This is a genomic window from Streptomyces hiroshimensis, assembly GCF_014650335.1.
Taxonomy (GTDB): Bacteria; Actinomycetota; Actinomycetes; order Streptomycetales; family Streptomycetaceae; genus Streptomyces; species Streptomyces hiroshimensis.
In genome coordinates this window covers 109968-130170 of the sequence record NZ_BMUT01000005.1, presented here as the reverse complement: position 1 = coordinate 130170, position 20203 = coordinate 109968, and the positions used below count along the sequence as shown (strand labels likewise).

General features: G+C 71.8%; 16 protein-coding genes. 13 read left to right on the top strand and 3 right to left on the bottom strand.

Features of this window, described 5'->3' with window-relative positions; translation table 11 throughout:
• Positions 1-98: 98 nt before the first annotated feature.
• Positions 99-1517 (top strand): sugar porter family MFS transporter, encoded by a 1419-nt coding sequence (locus IE241_RS13535; RefSeq protein ID WP_190021965.1) that lies wholly within the window; start codon positions 99-101, stop codon positions 1515-1517.
• A gap of 818 nt (positions 1518-2335) precedes the next feature.
• On the opposite strand, the gene IE241_RS13530 is transcribed toward IE241_RS13535, so the two are convergent.
• Positions 2336-3829, bottom strand: a complete 1494-nt coding sequence (locus IE241_RS13530; protein WP_190021964.1) for a purine-cytosine permease family protein — start codon at positions 3827-3829, stop codon at positions 2336-2338.
• Between the two features lie 207 nt (positions 3830-4036).
• On the opposite strand from IE241_RS13530, the gene ftsY reads away from it, so the two are divergent.
• Complete coding sequence (gene ftsY / locus IE241_RS13525; protein ID WP_190021963.1) at positions 4037-5281, top strand: signal recognition particle-docking protein FtsY; 1245 nt, start codon at positions 4037-4039, stop codon at positions 5279-5281.
• A gap of 214 nt (positions 5282-5495) precedes the next feature.
• On the opposite strand, the gene IE241_RS13520 is transcribed toward ftsY, so the two are convergent.
• Entirely contained in the window at positions 5496-6173 is a 678-nt protein-coding gene (locus IE241_RS13520; protein WP_190021962.1) for a bifunctional DNA primase/polymerase, read from the bottom strand.
• Positions 6174-6647: 474 nt separating this feature from the next.
• Between IE241_RS13520 and nsdA the strand changes: the two genes are divergently transcribed.
• The 5 genes from nsdA (at position 6648) to ffh (ending at position 14175) form a co-directional block, all read left to right on the top strand.
• Complete coding sequence (gene nsdA, locus IE241_RS13515; RefSeq protein WP_190021961.1) at positions 6648-8141, top strand: transcriptional repressor NsdA; 1494 nt, start codon at positions 6648-6650, stop codon at positions 8139-8141.
• Positions 8142-8453: 312 nt separating this feature from the next.
• Positions 8454-9764, top strand: a complete 1311-nt coding sequence (locus IE241_RS13510; protein ID WP_190021960.1) for an ammonium transporter — start codon at positions 8454-8456, stop codon at positions 9762-9764.
• Positions 9761-10099: a P-II family nitrogen regulator gene (locus tag IE241_RS13505; RefSeq protein ID WP_190021959.1), complete on the top strand. Its 339-nt coding sequence runs from the start codon at positions 9761-9763 to the stop codon at positions 10097-10099. Before IE241_RS13510 ends, IE241_RS13505 begins: the two co-directional genes overlap by 4 nt.
• Positions 10100-10130: 31 nt before the next feature.
• Positions 10131-12560, top strand: a complete 2430-nt coding sequence (locus IE241_RS13500) for a [protein-PII] uridylyltransferase (protein ID WP_190021958.1) — start codon at positions 10131-10133, stop codon at positions 12558-12560.
• Between the two features lie 76 nt (positions 12561-12636).
• Positions 12637-14175 (top strand): signal recognition particle protein, encoded by a 1539-nt coding sequence (gene ffh / locus IE241_RS13495; protein WP_190021957.1) that lies wholly within the window; start codon positions 12637-12639, stop codon positions 14173-14175.
• 111 nt (positions 14176-14286) lie between these two features.
• Here the strand turns inward: ffh and IE241_RS13490 are convergent, their stop codons facing one another.
• Positions 14287-15108, bottom strand: coding sequence for a class I SAM-dependent methyltransferase (locus IE241_RS13490; protein ID WP_190021956.1), 822 nt, complete (start codon positions 15106-15108; stop codon positions 14287-14289).
• Between the two features lie 298 nt (positions 15109-15406).
• Here IE241_RS13490 and proS point away from each other — a divergent pair, with 298 nt between their 5' ends.
• The 6 genes from proS (at position 15407) to trmD (ending at position 20176) form a co-directional block, all read left to right on the top strand.
• Positions 15407-16822, top strand: a complete 1416-nt coding sequence (gene proS, locus IE241_RS13485) for a proline--tRNA ligase (RefSeq protein WP_190021955.1) — start codon at positions 15407-15409, stop codon at positions 16820-16822.
• 330 nt (positions 16823-17152) lie between these two features.
• Positions 17153-17743, top strand: coding sequence for a hypothetical protein (locus IE241_RS13480; protein WP_190021954.1), 591 nt, complete (start codon positions 17153-17155; stop codon positions 17741-17743).
• 155 nt (positions 17744-17898) lie between these two features.
• Positions 17899-18333 (top strand): 30S ribosomal protein S16, encoded by a 435-nt coding sequence (rpsP, locus tag IE241_RS13475; RefSeq protein ID WP_106679545.1) that lies wholly within the window; start codon positions 17899-17901, stop codon positions 18331-18333.
• Between the two features lie 2 nt (positions 18334-18335).
• Positions 18336-18575, top strand: a complete 240-nt coding sequence (locus IE241_RS13470; RefSeq protein ID WP_020868149.1) for an RNA-binding protein — start codon at positions 18336-18338, stop codon at positions 18573-18575.
• An 84-nt stretch (positions 18576-18659) separates the two neighbouring features.
• Positions 18660-19367, top strand: a complete 708-nt coding sequence (gene rimM / locus IE241_RS13465; RefSeq protein WP_190021953.1) for a ribosome maturation factor RimM — start codon at positions 18660-18662, stop codon at positions 19365-19367.
• The gene (trmD, locus tag IE241_RS13460; protein ID WP_190021952.1) at positions 19367-20176 is read left to right on the top strand and encodes a tRNA (guanosine(37)-N1)-methyltransferase TrmD; all 810 of its coding nucleotides are present in this window, start codon (positions 19367-19369) and stop codon (positions 20174-20176) included. Before rimM ends, trmD begins: the two co-directional genes overlap by 1 nt.
• Positions 20177-20203: the final 27 nt, after the last annotated feature.

Here is a 20203-nt window from a genome sequence, read left to right as displayed (position 1 = left end):
TGCTAATACCTTCAAGTGGTGGGCCCCCAAGTCCTGTGCCCCACTTGAAGTGCCAGCCCCCCACGCCCGGCAGTGCCGCCGGGCCTCAGGAGTACACGTTGACCAGCACTGCGACGGCGCAGGGGTCCGAGGGCCGCAAGGCCCAGCCGGACCACCTCGGCCATGTCATCTTCATCACCGCGGCCGCGGCCATGGGTGGCTTTCTCTTCGGCTACGACAGCTCCGTGATCAACGGCGCGGTCGAGGGCATTCGCGGGAAGTACGACATCGGCTCCGCAGCCCTGGCCCAGGTCATCGCCATCGCCCTCATCGGCTGCGCGATCGGCGCCGCCACGGCGGGCCGGCTCGCGGACCGCATCGGCCGGATCCGCGTCATGCAGATCTCCGCGACGCTCTTCACGATCAGCGCCGTCGGCTCGGCCCTGCCGTTCGCCCTGTGGGACCTCGCGTTCTGGCGCATCCTCGGCGGCATCGCCATCGGCATGGCCTCGGTCATCGGCCCGGCGTACATCGCCGAGGTCTCGCCGCCCGCCTACCGCGGCCGCCTCGGCTCCTTCCAGCAGGCCGCGATCGTCGTCGGCATCGCCGTCTCGCAGCTCGTCAACTGGGGCATCCTCAACCTCGCCGACGGCGACCAGCGCGGTCACCTCATGGGCATCGAGGCCTGGCAGCTGATGCTCGGCGTCATGGTCGTCCCGGCCGTCCTCTACGGCCTGCTCTCCTTCGCGATTCCCGAGTCGCCCCGCTTCCTGATCTCCGTCGGCAAGGTCGACAAGGCGAAGAGCGTCCTGGCCGACGTCGAGGGCCACACCGTCGACCTCGACAAGCGCGTCGCCGAGATCGAGCTCGCGATGCACAGCGAGGAGAAGTCCACCTTCAAGGACCTCCTCGGCGGCAAGGCGGGCTTCCTGCCCATCGTCTGGGTCGGCATCGGCCTGTCGGTCTTCCAGCAGCTCGTCGGCATCAACGTGGCCTTCTACTACTCGGCCACCCTCTGGCAGTCCGTCGGCATCGACCCGAGCGACTCCTTCCTGTACTCCTTCACGACGTCGATCATCAACATCGTCGGCACCGTGATCGCGATGATCTTCGTCGACCGTGTCGGCCGCAAGCCGCTCGCCCTCGTCGGCTCGGCCGGTATGGCCATCTCCCTCGCCCTCGAGGCCTGGGCCTTCTCCGCGCAGGCCGGTGACGGCTCCCTGCCGACCGCCCAGGGCACGGTCGCCCTCATCGCGGCGCACGCCTTCGTGCTCTTCTTCGCGCTCTCGTGGGGCGTCGTGGTCTGGGTCTTCCTCGGCGAGATGTTCCCCAACCGCATCCGCGCCGCGGCACTCGGCGTCGCCGCCTCCGCGCAGTGGGTCGCCAACTGGGTCATCACCGCGAGCTTCCCGAGCCTGTCGGACTGGAACCTCTCCGGTACGTACGTCATCTACGCGGTCTTCGCCGTGCTCTCGATCCCCTTCGTGCTCAAGTACGTCAAGGAGACGAAGGGCAAGGCGTTGGAGGAGATGGGCTAACCCCCCCCCGCCGCCCTCTCCTCAACAGGACGCTGCCCCGGCTCATCGGATGAGCCGGGGCAGCGTCCTGTTTGCGTACCTCCTGCTTTGCACCCGTCCTGCTCGCGTACGGCGACGAGCGGGGCAGCGCAGCGGCGTGGGGCGCCCGCCCGTGCGGGGGGCGCAGCGCCTGCGGCACGGGGGAAGTGGTGTACCGACGAGGCCGGCCACCGCATCCCGCCGTGCCGCGGCTGCGGGATGCCGCGTCGGCTCCCGCCTGCCACGTGCCATTGGCGCCCCGCCGCCGTGGCGCTCAGTGACAACTGGCGGGGCCCGGCGGCGGCCGGACCGGCCTGCAGCAGGCGCTGCACCGGTCTGCTGATCGGGTTGCTGCCACGGGGTGTCCCGTCGGCTGCGCCGGCCCGGCGTGCGGCACCGCTTCCCGCGGCTGTGGCGCTCAGCTGCAACGTAGGAGCTCGGCGGTGTACTGCGGGTACGGCCCTTGCGGCAGGGCCATACCCGCGTGCCCGCGCCGGGCCGCGGCTGCGGGACGTCTCATCGGCTCCTGGCCCGCCACGCACCACTGGCCCCCGGCCACCGTGGCGCTCAGCCGCAACGTATGGCTTCGGCGGTGTCGTACCGGCCTGTCACGCGTCGCCGTCCCGGCTGCCGCGGCCTTCAGTCGCCACGGTGCTCAGCCGCGACGTACAAACCCGGCGGTGGTGAACCGGCCCTCAGCAGGCGCCGCATGGGGCGCCGTCGCGGCGCGCGAACGCAAAACGTGGGTGCCCCCAACGTCATGACGTTGGGGGCACCCACGTTCAAGAAGCGGTGGCGCGTCAGGCGCCGACCTTCACGCGCTCCTCGTCGCCGGAGGCGGCACCCGCCGCATCCGCGGCGTCCGAAGCCGCGACCTCGCGCGGCACCGGCAGCACGGCCATGATCAGCGCCGAGATGGCGATCGTGGCGGCCCAGCCCAGCCCGTACTTGCCGACGAACGTCGAGGCCAGCGGACCGGTGAACCAGTCGCACTTGGTGAAGCAGATACCCGCGGCCAGGGCGACGGTCCAGGCCGTCATCGCCTGCCAGCAGAAGCCGCCCACGTACCAGTAGCGGCTGGTGCGGCCGGTGTCCATCAGGGCCTCCGCGTCGTAGCGCACGGCGCGGGCCTTGCGGCGCGCCATGTCGACCGTGTAGACGCCGATCCAGGCGGAGAAGGAGACCGCGAGCAGGATCAGGAAGGTGATGAAGGAGCCGAGGAAGCTCTTCGCGACCAGCATCAGCAGCAGACCGCCGACCAGCGAGATCACGGCGTTGATGCTGACGGCCATGGCGCGGGGGAGCTTCACGCCCATCGTCTGGGCGGTGAAGCCGGCCGAGTACATCGAGAGGCTGTTGATCAGCAGCATGCCGACGATGGCGGTGATCAGGTACGGCACGGCCAGCCAGGTCGGCAGGATGTCGCCGAGGAAGGAGACCGGGTCCGGAGCCTCGGCCAGACCCGGCGTGGCGACGGCCATGACGGCGCCCATGAGGACCATGGGGACCATCACGACGCCCGCACCGGAGACCGTGGCGCCGACGATCTTCTTGCCGGACGCCGCGTGCGGCAGGTAGCGCGCGAAGTCGGGGCCGGTGGGGACCCAGCTGATGCCGCCGGCGGCGATGGTGCCGATGCCGGCGATCATCATCGCGGTGGTGCCGGCCGGCTTCGAGAAGACGTCGTCCCACTTGATGTTGGCGATCAGGTAGACCAGCACCAGGACGCTGAAGATGCCGAAGAGGTACGTCGACCACTTGTTGCACACGTTCAGCGCCTTGCGCCCCATGCCGCTCACGAGGAACGTGCAGACGACGAAGGCGAAGAGCGTGACGACGATCAGCGGGGTGTTGCTCTTGATGCCGAAGACCAGGTCGAGAACGGTCAGCACCGCGTAGGCGCCGGTGACCGCGTTGATCGTCTCCCAGCCGAAGCGGGCGACCCACAGGATCGCGCCCGGGAAGAGGTTGCCGCGGACGCCGAACGTCGCGCGGGAGAGCATCGCGCCGGGCGCGCCGCCCCACTTGCCGGAGACCGACAGGACGCCGACCATGCCGAACGACGCGAGCGCGGCGCAGGCGGCGACGATCAGGACCTGCCAGAAGTTCAGCTGGTTGAAGACCACCAGGGCAGCGCCCATGGTGAGCAGCAGCACGCTGATGTTGGCGGCGACCCAGGTCGGGATGAGCTCACGGACCCGGCCGTGTCGCTCGTGATCCGGAACGGGCTCGATGCCGCGGGTTTCTATCGCGCCACCGGATTCGGCGGTGGACAGGTTGGACGCGTTGTCCATGTGGGGGGCTCCGTGCGGGTGAAGCGGGGCGGGAAGCCGGGCAGAAAAGGTCTTTGGGGACTCTACGCGCGTCGCACAGCCCCACGCCATCGTACTTTGCTCCAAGTTTAGCCTTTTAGTGCGATTGGTCCTTGTAGGAATCTCCGAAGACCCACGTCAGCGGCGAGGCCGCCTCCCGGCGGTGTGGTGTCCGATACTGGGGGCGTTATGGAAATCGTCATCCTTGCTGTAGTCATCGCTGTGGTCGCGCTCGGCGCGATCAGCGGGCTCGTGGTCAGCAGCCGTAAGAAGAAGCAGCTGCCCCCGGCCCCGCCGAGCAGCCCGTCCGTCACCGCGCCGCCCGCCGAGCCCCACGTCGGCGAGGAGGCCGAGACCCCCGGCGCCGAGCCGCGCAGGACCGTGGAGGAGGTCGAGCTCCCGGTCCCCGAGGCCCCGGCCGCCGAAGCCCCCGCGGAGGCGTCCGTCGCCCCGGCCGAGCCCGAGGCGCCCGCCGCGCCCGCGGTCGAGGTGCCCGAACCCACCGCCGGCCGCCTCGTGCGGCTGCGCACCCGTCTCTCCCGCTCCCAGAACTCCCTCGGCAAGGGTCTGCTGACCCTGCTGTCCCGCGAGCACCTCGACGAGGACACGTGGGAGGAGATCGAGGACACCCTGCTGACCGCCGACGTCGGCGTCGCCCCCACGCAGGAGCTCGTCGAGCGCCTGCGCGAGCGCGTGAAGGTGCTCGGCACCCGCACCCCCGAGGAGCTGCGCGCCCTGCTCCGCGAGGAGCTGCTGGCTCTCATCGGCACCGACGCCGACCGCAGCGTCCACACCGAGCCCGGCGTGGGCGTGAACGGCGAGGAGAAGCCCGGCGTCGTCATGGTCGTCGGCGTCAACGGCACCGGCAAGACCACCACCACGGGCAAGCTCGCGCGCGTGCTCGTCGCCGACGGCAAGTCCGTCGTCCTCGGCGCCGCCGACACTTTCCGTGCCGCCGCGGCGGACCAGCTGCAGACCTGGGGCGAGCGCGTCGGCGCCCGTACGGTCCGCGGGCCCGAGGGCGGCGACCCGGCGTCGATCGCCTTCGACGCCGTCAAGGAGGGCATCGCCGAGAACGCCGACGTCGTCCTGGTCGACACCGCCGGCCGTCTGCACACCAAGACCGGCCTCATGGACGAGCTCGGCAAGGTCAAGCGGGTCGTCGAGAAGCACGGCTCGGTCGACGAGGTGCTGCTCGTCCTCGATGCCACCACCGGTCAGAACGGCCTCGTGCAGGCACGCGTCTTCGCCGAGGTCGTCAACATCACCGGCATCGTCCTCACCAAGCTCGACGGCACCGCCAAGGGCGGCATCGTCGTCGCCGTCCAGCGTGAGCTGGGTGTGCCCGTGAAGCTCGTCGGCCTGGGCGAGGGGGCGGACGACCTCGCGCCGTTCGAGCCCGAGGCGTTCGTCGACGCGCTCATCGGCGACTGACGCGCCGTACGCCCGTACGCCTGTAGGGCCGGTACGCCCGTCCGCAGGGCCCGCGGGGCCGGCCGGTCCGCCGGGAGCGCCCCAGGGTGCGCCCCGGGCCGGGCAGGCGGCGTACAGGCCCTGGTGACGGTCCGGGAGAGAAAGGGCCCCCTCCGCAGGTGCAGCTGCGGAAGGGGCCCTTTCGCGTGGGGGCCGGCCGGGAGGCCGCCGGGGTTCAGGACGCCGCCGACCGGTGGCACACATAGGCGAGGGTGCCGAGGAGCAGCCGGGCCTGCGGGGGGCGGCCTGCGGTGTCCAGCGTGGGCGGGCGGAGCCAGCGCATGGGGCCGAGGCCGGCGTGGTCCGAGGGCGGCGCTGTGATGTGCTCCCCAGGGCCCAGGCAGCGCAGGTCGAGCCGGGCGTCGTCCCAGCCCATGCGGTAGAGCAGCTGGGGGAGCTCGCCGGCGGCACCGGGGGCGACGAAGAACAGCGCCCGGCCGTGCGGCGTGAGGGCCACGGGGCCCAGCGGCAGCCCCATGCGCTCCAGCCGGGCCAGCGCGTGCCGCCCGGCCGCCTCGGCGACCTCCAGGACGTCGAAGGAGCGGCCTACGGGCAGCAGCACGGCGGCACCGGGCACCTCAGCCCATGCGGCCGCCGCTGCGTCCAGCGTGGCGCCCGCGGGCACGCGTGGGGCGAAGGAGAGCGGGTGCGCGCCGGGGGAGGGGCAGTCACCGGCACCGCACGAGCAGACCGCGCCGGCCGGGCGACCGCCACGGGAGGCGCGGGCGCCGGGCACCACATCCCACCCCCACAGGCCGGTGTACTCCGCCACCGTCGTGACGCACTCGTACGCGCGTCCGCGGCGCCGAGAGCTCGAGCGCAGGTCCCGGATGCCGCCGATTGTGAAGCCCATGCCCCCTCCAACGGGTCGTGCTCGCGGATGGTTACGAGTCGGAGTGTCTCGAACACGGACCGTTGCCGAATCCCTTCCGGAGGCAGCGCGACGGTGTGCGACGGGTAGTGCGGTGCTGGACATGCGCCGGGGTGCGCATCGATCCACCCTCTCCTTGGGCCCTCCCTGATCGTCCCGTGTCAAGTCAATCGCGTGGAGGTGCGGTTGAGTTCATTCCTTGGGGTGGCGAATGGTGGCGTTTACTGGACTGCTCTCGCATCAGCCGTGATCGTAGGATTACTTTCGGTGCACGAACCCATGGGAGATGTGCCCCACCGGTGGGTATGCCGGAGGCATGAACCGTCTCGTCGCCCGGCCGGAATTCCTCGCGGCCCGGGGGTGCATCGCCGCACGGGCCGCTGCAAAAAGCGGCAAGCTGTGGGTGGTTCGTACGGTTCACGCACAGACAGCAGAGTTCGGGATGGGGGCTTCCAGGTGGGCGGCAACGGCAGCGGCACCGGCGGTGCCGAAAAGGCTGACAAGCGCCCCAACGAGCAGTTGGGCTCCTGGTTCCTGCGCAGCGGATGGTCCAAGGGCGAGCTCGCGCGGCAGGTCAACCGCAGGGCTCGTCAGCTGGGGGCCCATCACATCAGCACGGACACCTCGCGCGTGCGCCGCTGGCTGGACGGCGAGCAGCCGCGCGAGCCCATCCCGAAGATCCTCTCCGAGCTGTTCTCCGAGCGCTTCGGCTGCGTCGTCGGCATCGAGGACATCGGCCTGCGCTCCGCCCACCAGTCCCCGTCCGTCTCCGGCGTCGACCTGCCCTGGGCGGGCCCGCAGACCGTCGAGCTCATCAGCGAGTTCTCCCGCAGCGATCTGATGCTCGCCCGGCGCGGCTTCCTCGGCGCCTCGCTCGCCCTGTCCGCCGGCCCCGCGCTCATCGAGCCCATGCAGCGCTGGCTGGCCCCCGGCCCCGGCGGCAGGGACGGCTCCGGCGCGCCGTCGCAGGAGCGCTCCCCGCGCGCGGGACGCCTCTCCGGCCCCGAGCTCGACCTGCTCGAGTCGACCACGATGATGTTCCGTCAGTGGGACGCCCAGTGCGGTGGCGGCCTGCGCCGCAAGGCCGTCGTCGGCCAGCTCCACGAGGTCACCGATCTGCTCCAGGAGCCGCAGCCCGAGGCCACCTCCAGGAGACTGTTCAAGGCCGCAGCCGAACTGGCCGAGCTCGCCGGCTGGATGAGCTACGACATCGGCCTGCACCCCACCGCCCAGAAGTACTTCGTCCTCGCGCTCCACGCCGCCAAGGAAGCGGGTGACCGCTCGCTCGGTGCGTACATCCTCTCCAGCATGAGCCGTCAGATGATCCACCTCGGCCGCCCGGACGACGCCCTGGAGCTCATCCACCTCGGCCAGTACGGCTCCCGCGAGACGGCGACCGCGCGCACCCAGGCGATGCTGTACGCCGTGGAGGCCCGTGCGTACGCCAATATGGGCCAGCCCTCCAAGTGCAAGCGCGCGGTCAACATGGCGGAGGACTGCTTCTCCGACTGCTCCTCCGGCGACGGCGACCCCGACTGGATCCGCTTCTTCTCCGAGGCCGAGCTCAACGCGGAGAACGCCCACTCCTACCGCGACCTCGCCTATGTGGCCGGCCGCAGCCCCACGTACGCCTCCCTCGCCCGGCCCAAGATGGAGCGCGCGGTCGAGCTCTTCGCGCAGGACACCGAGCACCACCGTTCGTATGCGCTCAACCTCATCGGCATGGCCACCGTCCACCTGATGGAGGGCGAGCCCGAGCAGTCCACGGTCCTCGCCGGCAAGGCGCTCAAGATCGCCAAGCAGGTGCGCTCGGAGCGGGTCAACAACCGGCTCCGCAAGACCGTCGACAATGCCGCGCGCGATTTCGGGGACGTCGCCGAAGTCGTCGCCCTCACCGAGCAGATCACCGTCCACCTGCCGGAATCGGTGGAAGCAGTCCAAGCGGTCTGACCACCACCGGCCCCCGTACCCGGCCGCGGCGCTCCTCCCGAACAGCCCGACTCGGCTCCCCCACGCCAGGTCACACCGGGCGGACGTCGCGGCCGGCCTCGTGCGCCGGCGGGAGCGGCGCAGGGGTGGCGAAGGGGCGGCGAAGGTTAGCGGCGATCACCCGCCCGCCCCGGCCGATTCACCCGGGCGTAACACTCCCGCCGTCTTCGTCACTGCGGCGAAACAACCAGCGGCATCGGCTGAAATCCCGCTGCGCCAACCTCATGGCGAAAACCGGCCCGCTCGGGCCGCCGCTTCGAGGAGACACCGACCATGAATGGCGCGGATACCGCATTCGTATTGATCAGTGCCGCACTCGTGATGCTGATGACACCGGGGCTGGCCTTCTTCTACGGCGGCATGGTGCGGGTCAAGAGCGCCCTGAACATGCTGATGATGTCGTTCATCTCGCTCGGCATCGTCACCGTCCTGTGGGTGCTCTTCGGCTACTCGCTCGCCTTCGGCGACGACGTCGGCGCAGGACTGCTCGGCGATCTCGGCCACATCGGCTTCAAGGGCATCGGCCCCGAGACCCTGACCGGAGGCAAGGAAGGCATCCCCGTCTTCGCCTTCGCCCTCTTCCAGCTCATGTTCGCCGTGATCACCCCTGCGCTGATGAGCGGGGCGCTCGCCGACCGCGCGAAGTTCAGCGCCTGGGCCCTGTTCATCACCCTCTGGGTCTCGGTCGTCTACTTCCCGGTCGCCCACTGGGTCTGGCAGGCCGACGGCTGGCTGTTCAAGCTGAAGGTGATCGACTTCGCGGGCGGCACCGCCGTCCACATCAACGCGGGCATCGGCGCCCTCGCCGCCGTCCTCGTCGTCGGCAAGCGCATCGGCTTCAAGAAGGACCCCATGCGCCCGCACAGCCTGCCCCTGGTGATGCTCGGGACCGGCCTGCTGTGGTTCGGCTGGTTCGGCTTCAACGCCGGCTCCGCGCTCGCCGCCAACGGCGCCGCCGCCAACATGGCCATGAACACCCAGGTCGCCACCGGCGCCGCCATGCTCGGCTGGCTCGCCTACGAGCGCATCCGGCACGGCGCCTTCACCACCCTGGGCGCGGCCTCGGGCGCCGTCGCGGGCCTCGTCGCCATCACCCCCTCCGGTGCCGCGGTCAACGCCTTCGGCGCCCTCCTCATCGGCGTCGTCGCGGGCGCGGTCTGCTCCTGGGCCGTCGGACTGAAGTTCAAGCTCGGCTTCGACGACTCCCTCGACGTCGTCGGCGTCCACCTCGTGGGCGGCGTCATCGGCACCCTCCTCGTCGGCCTCCTCGCCACCGGCGGCGTCGGCGGCGCCACGCAGCTCGGCCGCCAGGCCGTCGGAGCCTTCTCCGTCATGGCCTACTCGTTCACCGTCTCCTGGCTCCTCGCCAAGCTCGTGGACAAGACCATCGGCTTCCGGGCCGCCGAGGACGACGAGATCAGCGGCATCGACCAGGCCTTCCACGCCGAGACCGCCTACGACCACACCGGGGTCGGCGCCGCCACCCGCACCGCCGCGCCCGCCCTCCACCGGCCGCCGGGCACCCCGGAGCAGGCCGGCCCGGAGCAGGCCGCCGCGCCGAAGAACAAGAAGGTGGACGCATGAAGCTCATCACCGCAATCGTCAAGCCCTTCCGCGTCGACGAGATCAGGGAAGCCCTCCAGACCTTCGGGGTCCAGGGCCTGACCGTCAGCGAAGCCAGCGGCTACGGCCGCCAGCGCGGCCACACCGAGGTCTACCGCGGCGCCGAGTACCGCGTCGACCTCCTGCCCAAGGCCCGCATCGAAGTCCTCGTCGAGGACGACGACGCCGAGGACGTCGTCGACGTCATCGTCAAGAAGGCCCAGACCGGCAAGATCGGCGACGGCAAGGTCTGGGTCGTCCCCGTCGAGACCGTCGTCCGCGTCCGCACCGGCGAGCGCGGCCCCGACGCCCTCTGAGACCCGCCAGCCCGCCCTGAAGGGAGCCGAGTTGACCGACCCGCAGACCTGCCCCGACGACTCGGAACCCGGCGGCTACGCGGCGGCCCGGCTGCGCCTCCTGCACCAGGGGGCGCTCACCGGGCCGCCGCGCCGTGCCGCTCTCGCCCGCCTCACCGACCAGTGGCTCGGCGCCCTGCTGGGCGAGACCCGGGGCGTCGCCCTCGTCGCCGTCGGCGGCTACGGGCGGGGCGAACTGTCGCCCCGCAGCGACCTCGACGTCCTCCTCCTGCACGACGGCACCGCGGACATCTCCAAGATCGCGGCCATCGCCGACCGCGTCTGGTACCCCGTCTGGGACATGGGGCTCGCCCTCGACCACTCCGTGCGCACCCCTGCCGAGGCCCGCCGCACCGCGGCCGGCGACCTCAAGGTCCACCTCGGCCTCCTCGACGCCCGCCACCTCGCCGGTGACGAAGAGCTCACCGCCGCACTGCGCACCACCGCCTACGCCGACTGGCGCGCCCAGGCCCCCGCCCGCCTCGCCGAGCTGCGCGAGCTCGGGGAGGAGCGCATCCGGCACCAGGGCGAACTCCGCTTCCTCCTCGAACCCGACCTCAAGGAGGCACGGGGCGGCCTCCGCGACGCCACCGCCCTGCGCGCCGTCGCCGCCTCATGGCTCGCCGACGCGCCCCGTGCAGGCCTCGAACGCGCCCGCGCCCATCTCCTCGACGTCCGCGACGCCCTCCACCTCACCACCGGCCGTGCCACCGACCGGCTCGCCCTCCAGGAGCAGGACCAGGTCGCCGCGGTCCTCGGCCTCCCCGACGCCGACGGCCTCCTGCACGGGGTGTACGAGGCCGCCCGTACGGTCTCCTACGCCGCGGACGTCACCTGGCGCGAGGTCGGCCGGGTCCTGCGCGCCCGCTCCGCCCGGCCCCGGCTGCGCCGCATCCTCGGCGGGCGCGGGGGGCGCGGCGGCTTCGTCGAGGTCGAACGGCTCTCCCTCGCCGACGGCGTCGTCGAGCAGGACGGCGAAGCCGTGCTGGCCCGCACGGCGCGACCCGAGCACGACCCCGTACTGGCGCTGCGGGCGGCCGCGGCGGCGGCCCAGGCGGGTCTGCCGCTGTCGCCCCATGCGGTGCGCCGCCTGGCGGCCTCCGCGGGCCCCATGCCGCAGCCCTGGCCGGCCGACGCCCGCGAGCAGCTCGTGACCCTCCTCGGCGCGGGGCCGCCCACCGTGCCCGTCTGGGAGGCCCTCGAAGCCGAGGGGATCGTCTCCCGGCTGCTTCCCGAGTGGGAGCACGTGCGCTGCCGCCCCCAGCGCAACGCCGTCCACCGCTGGACCGTCGACCGGCACCTCGTCGAGACGGCGGCCCGTGCCGCGGCCCTCACGCGCCGCGTGGGGCGCCCGGACCTCCTGCTCGTCGCCGCCCTGCTGCACGACATCGGCAAGGGCCTGCCCGGCGACCACTCCGTCACGGGCGAGGCCCTCGCGCGCGACGTCGCCCGCCGGATCGGCTTCGGCGCCGCCGACACCGACGTCCTGGCCACGCTCGTCCGGCACCACCTGCTGCTCATCGACACCGCGACCCGGCGCGACCTCGCCGACCCGGCGACCGTCCGTACGGTCACCGACGCCGTGACGGACACGGCCACGCTCGAGCTCCTGCACGCCCTCACCGAGGCCGACGCCCTCGCCACGGGACCCGCCGCATGGAGCGCCTGGCGTGCCTCGCTCGTCGCAGATCTGGTGCGCCGTGCCGCGGCGGCCCTCGCGGGCGGTGCGGAGGAGGAGCCCCATGCCCCGGGCCCGCCCGCCCCGGAGGCGCTCCGGCTGGCCGCCGACGCCCTCCGTACGGGCGGGCCGGTGCTGACCCTGGAGTCCCGTCCGGAGGGCATGGGGCCGGCAGAAAACGGTGCCCCGGCCCCGGTCGGCATGGAGCTGCGGATCGCCGTCCCCGACCAGCCCGGCGTCCTGCCCGCGGCCGCCGGCGTTCTGGCGCTGCACCGGCTGACGGTGCGGACCGCGGACCTGCGCGCCGTGGACGGGGCGCTGCTGCTGAGCTGGCGGGTGGCGGCGGAGTACGGCTCCCCGCCAGGGGCGGCCCGCCTGCGCAACGACCTCGTGCGCGCCCTGGACGGCTCTCTCGACGTCCCGGGCCGCCTGGCCGAGCGCGAGGCCGCGTACAGCAGGCGCCGGCGGGGAATGGTGCCCGCCCCGCCGAGCGTGACCGTCGCCGCTGCGGCCTCGCACGGGGCCACGGTCCTGGAGGTGCGCGCGCAGGACGAGCCCGGCCTCCTGCACCGCATCGGGCGGGCCCTGGACCAGGCGGGGGTGTGGGTGCGCAGCGCCCGCGTGAGCACGCTCGGGGCGAGTGCGGTGGACGCGTTCTACGTGACGGCCCCGGACGGGGCCGCGCTCACGCCCCGTGCGGCCTCCGCGGTCGCCCGCGCGATGGAGGAGGCGCTGGGCGGCTGACCGGACCGGGAGGGTGCGGATACCCTTGGGGGTCAGCCGCCGACTTGACACTCAACAAGAAGGATCCGCGACCACCGTGTTCGATACCCTCTCCGACCGCCTCGCAGCGACTTTCAAGAACCTCCGGGGCAAGGGCCGCCTCTCCGAGGCGGACATCGACGCCACCGCGCGCGAGATCCGTATCGCCCTGCTCGAGGCGGACGTGGCCCTGCCCGCCGTCCGCTCGTTCATCAAGCAGGTCAAGGAGCGGGCGCTCGGCGCCGAGGTCTCGCAGGCCCTCAACCCGGCCCAGCAGGTCATCAAGATCGTCAACGAGGAGCTCATCGGCATCCTCGGCGGCGAGACCCGCCGGCTGCGCTTCGCCAAGACCGCGCCGACCGTCATCATGCTCGCCGGTCTCCAGGGTGCCGGTAAGACCACGCTGGCCGGAAAGCTCGGCCGCTGGCTGAAGGCCCAGGGCCACAGCCCGCTGCTCGTCGCCTGTGACCTCCAGCGCCCCAACGCCGTGAACCAGCTCAGCGTCGTCGCCGAGCGCGCCGGCGTCGGCGTGTACGCGCCGCAGCCGGGCAACGGCGTCGGCGACCCGGTCCAGGTCGCCAAGGACTCGATCGAGTTCGCCCGCACCAAGCAGTACGACATCGTCATCGTCGACACCGCCGGCCGCCTCGGCATCGACGCCGAGATGATGCAGCAGGCCGCGGACATCCGCGACGCGGTCTCCCCGGACGAGATCCTCTTCGTTCTCGACGCCATGATCGGCCAGGACGCGGTCAACACCGCCGAGGCCTTCCGCGACGGCGTCGGCTTCGACGGCGTGGTGCTCTCCAAGCTCGACGGCGACGCCCGCGGCGGTGCCGCCCTGTCGGTCGCGCACGTGACCGGCAAGCAGATCATGTTCGCCTCCAACGGCGAGAAGCTGGACGACTTCGACGCGTTCCACCCGGACCGCATGGCGTCCCGCATCCTGGGCATGGGCGACATGCTCAGCCTGATCGAGAAGGCCGAGCAGACCTTCAGCCAGGACGAGGCCGAGAAGATGGCGGCCAAGCTGGCGAAGGGCCCCAAGGAGTTCACGCTCGACGACTTCCTGTCGCAGATGGAGCAGGTCCGCAAGATGGGCTCCATCAGCAAGCTCCTCGGCATGCTGCCGGGCATGGGGCAGATCAAGGACCAGATCAACAACCTGGACGAGCGCGACGTCGACCGCACCGCCGCGATCATCAAGTCGATGACCCCGGCCGAGCGCCAGGACCCGACGATCATCAACGGCTCGCGCCGGGCCCGTATCGCCAAGGGTTCGGGCGTGGACGTCAGCGCCGTCAAGAACCTGGTGGAGCGGTTCTTCGACGCCCGCAAGATGATGTCGCGCATGGCGCAGGGCGGCGGCATGCCGGGGATGCCGGGCCTGCCGGGCATGGGCGGCGGCGCCGGCCGCAAGAAGAAGCAGCAGAAGCAGGCCAAGGGCAAGCGCCAGAGCGGCAACCCGATGAAGCGCAAGGCCGAGGAGCAGGCCGCGGCCGCGCGCCGCGAGCAGGGCGGCGCCCTGGGGCTGCCCGCAGGCCAGGACGCCAAGAACTTCGAACTGCCGGACGAGTTCAAGAAGTTCATGGGCTGACCCAACGGGTTTTTGCAGGCCCCGTGCGGTGCGCCCCACGGTGCCCGCTCCGCAGTACGTCACAGCCCCCGCGGCCGAGCAGGCCGCGGGGGCTGTCGCATGCGCGCTGCGCTAGGCGCGGGCTATCAGATAGCGGAAGACATTGGGCATCCACACGGTGCCGTCACGGCGCAGATAAGGGTGGAGCGCCTCGGAGAGCTCCTTGACGACCTGCTCCTCGTCGGTGGCGCGGGCGGCCGCGTCGAAGGCCCCGGTCGAGAGCATGCCGCGCACCGCGCTGCCCATGTCCGCGTAGCCGTAGGGGCATGCCACGCGTCCCGAGCCGTCCGGGCGGAGACCGGCCTGCTGGGCCAGGTTCTCCAGGTCGTCGCGGCCGCACGGCCGCCAGCGCGCCGGCGCGCACATGGGGTCCGCGAGCCGGGCCGCGACTCGAAGCGCCCCCGACGCCGCGCAGCGCTCCTGGGGGCCCCAGCCCGCCAGCACCACGGGGGCGCCCCGCTCCGCGCACGAGGCGGCCCGGCCGAGCGTCGTGGCCATGCCTTGCGCACTGCCGCCCGCGCAGTACAGCGGGTCGAAGGCGGTGACGAGGTTGAAGGCCGGGGCGCCGGCGTCCAGGACGCTCTCGGGGGCCCCGTGCCCCAGGCGCGCGCCGCCGCCGCCCTCGGGCAGCAGCCGCTCGCGGGCGAGGGCGAGCCGGCGCCCGTCCGGGTCCACGCCGGAGACCGTGGCGCCACGCGATGCCGCCATGAGCAGGGCCAGGCCGGAGCCGCAGCCCAGGCTGAGCAGCCTGGTGCCGGAGCCGACCTCCAGGCGCTCGTACACCGCTTCGTAGAGCGGCACCAGCATCCGTTCCTGGATTTCCGCCCAGTCGCGGGCCCGCGACTCGGGCGACGAAGAGGACGGCCGGTGCCGCCGTACGAGCGTAGGTGTCATGGAAAGCGCCCCAATCCGCCGAGAGACGTGTGCATGCCCGATCCGCCGCCCCCCGTGTACTGCCGTGCGCGCTGCTGGAAAAGCACCCCCTTGTGCCAAGGGAACTGCTCATCGGTTCCCGAGTCCAGGGGGTGGCGCCAGCACGTTCCCGTACGCCCACGATGGCATGTGCCGGGCGCATCCGCACGGGCGGCGCACAGGGGCGCAGGCCCGCCCGGGGCGGCGTACGAACGGCGCGGGGCGGGGGCGAGGGGAGCGGATTCACGCTCGGACGGATCGGCCCCGTACCATTCGCACCATGGCAAAGGCTCCCATTCTCACCCCCCAGGCGGACGACTTCCCGCGCTGGTACCAGGACTTGATCAACAAGGCCGAGCTGGCCGACAACGGCCCGGTGCGCGGCACCATGGTCATCCGACCGTACGGGTACGGGCTCTGGGAGCGCATGCAGCAGGAGATGGACGCGCGCATCAAGGACGCGGGCGCCTCCAACGCGTACTTCCCCCTCTTCATCCCGCAGTCGTACCTGACGCGCGAGGCCGAGCACGTCGAGGGCTTCGCCCCCGAGCTCGCGGTCGTCACGCACGGCGGCGGCAAGGAGCTGGAGGAGCCGGTCGTCGTCCGTCCCACCTCCGAGACGATCATCAACGAGTACTTCTCCAAGTGGGTGCAGAGCTACCGTGACCTGCCCCTGCTGATCAACCAGTGGGCCAACGTGGTCCGTTGGGAGATGCGCCCCCGTGTCTTCCTGCGCACGAGCGAGTTCCTCTGGCAGGAGGGCCACACGGCGCACGCCACGTACGAGGACGCGCGCGACTACGCCGCCCGCATCCACCGTGACGTCTACTACGACTTCATGGTCAACGTCCTGGGCATCGACGTCGTCCTGGGCCGCAAGACGGCCAAGGAGCGCTTCGCCGGTGCGATCAACACCCTCACCCTCGAGGGCATGATGGGCGACGGCAAGGCGCTGCAGCTGGGCACCAGCCACGAGCTGGGCCAGAACTTCGCCAAGGCCTTCAACACCTCGTACCTGTCCAAGGACGGCCACCAGGAGCTGGTGTGGCAGACGTCCTGGGGCGTCTCCACCCGCATGGTGGGCGGTCTGATCATGTCGCACGGCGACGACAACGGCCTGCGGGTGCCGCCGCGCCTGGCGCCGGTCCAGGCCGTCGTCCTCGCGATCAAGGGCGACGACGCCGTCATCGCCAAGGTGCGCGAGATCGGCGACCAGCTGAAGGCCGCCGGGATCCGGGTGCAGGTCGACGACCGCACCGACACGCCGTTCGGCCGCCGCGCCGTGGACTGGGAGCTCAAGGGCGTCCCCGTGCGCATCGAGGTCGGCCCGCGCGACCTGGAGAACGGCACCGCGATGCTGGCCCGCCGCATCCCCGGCGGCAAGGAGCCGGTCCGTCTGGAGGAGCTCGTCGGGCTGCTGCCGAAGGTCCTCGAGGAGGACCAGGCGCTGCTGCTGAGCCAGTCGCGCGAGCGCCGCGAGGCCCGCACGACCGACGTGAAGACCATCGAGGAGGCCGCCGAGGCCGCCGTGGCCGGCGGCTGGGCGCGCATCCGCTGGGCCGACCTGGGCCCGGAGGGCGAGGCCAAGCTGGCCGAGCAGGCCGTGACCGTGCGGTGCCTGGTGGGCGAGGACGGCTCGGTGCCGGAGGCGGACGACGCCCCGGGCACGATCGCGATCGTGGCGCGCGCCTACTAGGCGTGACGCGCGCCTACTAGGCGTCGCTTCCGCACGGGGCCCCGCCCCGTGCGGCACCGTCAGGGCGGCAGGCTTCGCCGCGATGCCGCCGCTGTTCACGCTCCGCGGGGCGCCTTCGGGCGCCCCGCTGTCCGTAGGGGCGCACGCCCCCGTGTGCGCGCTTACTGATGAGTCAGTACGTCCCGGGTTGCGAACGGGTGCGCGGCTTCTCCATAGATCTGCGCACCCGCCCTCGTCGGGACGCATGAGCGTGAAACTGACTGGTACGTGCAAATTATTTGGGATGGCCCGGTATCGGAACACCGGGCCGCCCCTGCTCGTTGTCACGACGTGAGCACGACACCACCTGTTCTCGCCGCAGAGCTGGCGCAGGCGTGGGCCGACATTCAGCGGCACCACCCCGAGCTGCCGGATCTAGCCGCGCCCGAATCGCTGATCGGGGAGTCGTCGTCCGCATGCGGCGCCGAGCTCTCCTTCGAACGGCTGCTGCACGAGGCAGTGCACGGCATCGCGGCCGCCCGCGGTGTCCGTGACACGTCACGTGCAGGCCGCTACCACAATCGCCGGTTCCTGGCGATCGCCGAGGAGCTCGGACTCGACCACAGCGAAGACCCGCATCCCAGTAGCGGCTTCTCCCTGGTCGTGCTCAACCCGGAGGCGCGCAAGCGCTACCGCCCCACTATCGAGAGACTGCAGCGCGCCCTCAAGGCGCACACGGTCGCCACCACCGCCGACACTTCGCGGACCTTCCGCGGGCCGGCGGCACGGCACGGCTCGTCCGGCGGCGGGGTGCGCGTCAAGGCGGTGTGCGACTGCGGCCGGAACGTGCGGGTCGTGCCCTCCGTGCTCGCCCAGGCGCCGATCATGTGCGGTGGCTGCGGGCAGCCCTTCCGGATTCCCGAGGCGGTCACGGTCGGCTGACCTGGAGGGGTGTGGCACAATGGGACGCTGTACTCGACAGTCGCATAGGACCCCTCTCTCCTCCGGCTGGCGCGTCCGTCGGGCATCCGAGTACCGCAACCCCACGTGGCATCTCGTTGTGCCCAACCACGTCAAGACCAGGAGACACCACTCCCGTGGCAGTCAAGATCAAGCTGAAGCGTCTGGGCAAGATCCGTTCGCCTCACTACCGCATCGTCATCGCCGACTCCCGTACCCGCCGTGACGGCCGGGCCATCGAGGAGATCGGTCTGTACCACCCGGTGCAGAACCCCTCGCGCATCGAGGTCGACTCCGAGCGTGTCCAGTACTGGCTGGGTGTCGGCGCGCAGCCGACCGAGCCCGTTCTGGCCATCCTCAAGGTCACCGGCGACTGGCAGAAGTTCAAGGGCCTGCCGGCCCCGGCCCCGATGCTCGTCGCCGAGCCGAAGAAGGACCACAGCGGTCTCTTCGACGCCGTCGTGAGCGCCGCGGGCGAGGCGAAGGGTGAGGCCATCACCCCGAAGGCGAAGAAGTCGGAGAAGAAGGACGAGGCCGCGGAGGCCGAGTCCGCTGAGTCGACCGAGGCCTGAGGATGCTCGAGGAGGCCCTTGAGCACCTCGTGAAGGGCATCGTCGACAACCCCGACGAGGTGCAGGTCGCTTCGCGCAACCTGCGCCGCGGGCGCGTGCTGGAGGTCCGGGTTCACCCGGACGATCTCGGCAAGGTGATCGGTCGCAACGGCCGCACCGCGCGTGCCCTGCGCACCGTCGTGGGCGCCATCGGCGGCCGTGGCATCCGCGTCGACCTTGTCGACGTGGATCAGGTCCGCTGAGAAGCGGTTGAGCACCGGCACGGGCCGGGAAGGGTTTGCGCCCTTCCCGGCCCGTTGTCGCGTACGGAGAGCAGAGAAGGAAACATGCAGCTCGTAGTCGGCAGGATCGGCCGCGCCCACGGCATCCGGGGTGAGGTCACCGTTGAGGTGCGCACGGACGAGCCCGAGCTCCGGCTCGGCCCCGGCGCCGTCCTGGCCACGGACCCCGCCGCCGCGGGGCCGCTGACCATCGAGTCCGGCCGCGTGCACAGCGGTCGGCTGCTGCTGCGCTTCGCGGGCGTGGGCGACCGCACCGCCGCGGAGGCGCTTCGCAACATCCTCCTCATCGCCGAGGTGGATCCGGAGGAGACTCCGGAGGACCCGGAGGAGTTCTACGACCACCAGCTGATGGACCTGGAGGTCGTCACGGTCGACGGCACGGTCGTCGGCCGGATCACCGAGATCTCCCACCTGCCCTCGCAGGATCTGTTCATCGTGGAGCGCCCCGACGGGTCCGAAGCGATGATCCCCTTCGTCTCCGAGATCGTCACGGAGATCGACCTCGACGAGCAGCGCGCCGTCATCGACCCGCCGCGGGGCCTGATCGACTCCGATGAGGCGGAGATCGCCAGCGCGCGGGAGGCGGAGCAGGAGGAGGGGCAGGGCCCCGAGAACGGTTCCGAGAACGGTTCCGCGGATGACTCCGAGGACGGCTCCGAGGGCGATTCCAAGGACGGTTCCGAGGACCGTTCCGCAGACGAGCACGGCTCCGGGGACAGCTCCCGGAACGGCTCCGAGCGGGGCGACGCCTGATGCGCCTCGACGTCGTCACGATCTTCCCCGAGTACCTCGAGCCGCTGAACGTCTCGCTCGTCGGCAAGGCGCGCGCACGGGGCCAGCTCGACGTCCGCGTGCACGACCTGCGCGCGTGGGCGCATGACAAGCACAACACCGTCGACGACACCCCCTACGGCGGCGGCCCGGGCATGGTCATGAAGCCGGAGCCCTGGGGCGAGGCCCTCGACTCGGTCATCGAGTCGGGCGAGGGGCAGCCCGTGATCGTCGTCCCGACGCCCAGCGGCCGCCCCTTCACCCAGGAGCTCGCGGTCGAGCTCTCCGAGAAGCCGTGGCTGGTCTTCACCCCTGCCCGCTACGAGGGCATCGACCGCCGGGTCATCGAGGAGTACGGCGACCGCCTCGACGTCCGCGAGGTGTCCATCGGCGACTACGTGCTGGCCGGCGGCGAGGCCCCCGTCCTCGTCATGGTCGAGGCCATCGCGCGGCTGCTCCCCGGCGTGCTCGGGAACGCCGAGTCGCACCGCGACGACTCCTTCGCCCCGGGCGCCATGGCCGACCTCCTCGAGGGCCCCGTCTACACCAAGCCCCCGGAGTGGCGCGGCCGCGGCATCCCCGACGTCCTGCTCAGCGGCCACCACGGCAAGATCGCCCGGTGGCGCCGCGACGAGGCGTTCCGGCGCACGGTGCGCAACCGCCCCGATCTGATCGAGCGCGCGGACCCCGCGGCCTTCGACAAGAAGGACCGCGAGATGCTCTCGATCCTGGGCTGGGGCCCCGGCCCCGACGGCCGATTTGGGCGAGTGGCCCCGGACGTGGAAGAATAAGCCGTTGCCTTGCGCCCGGCGTGCGCC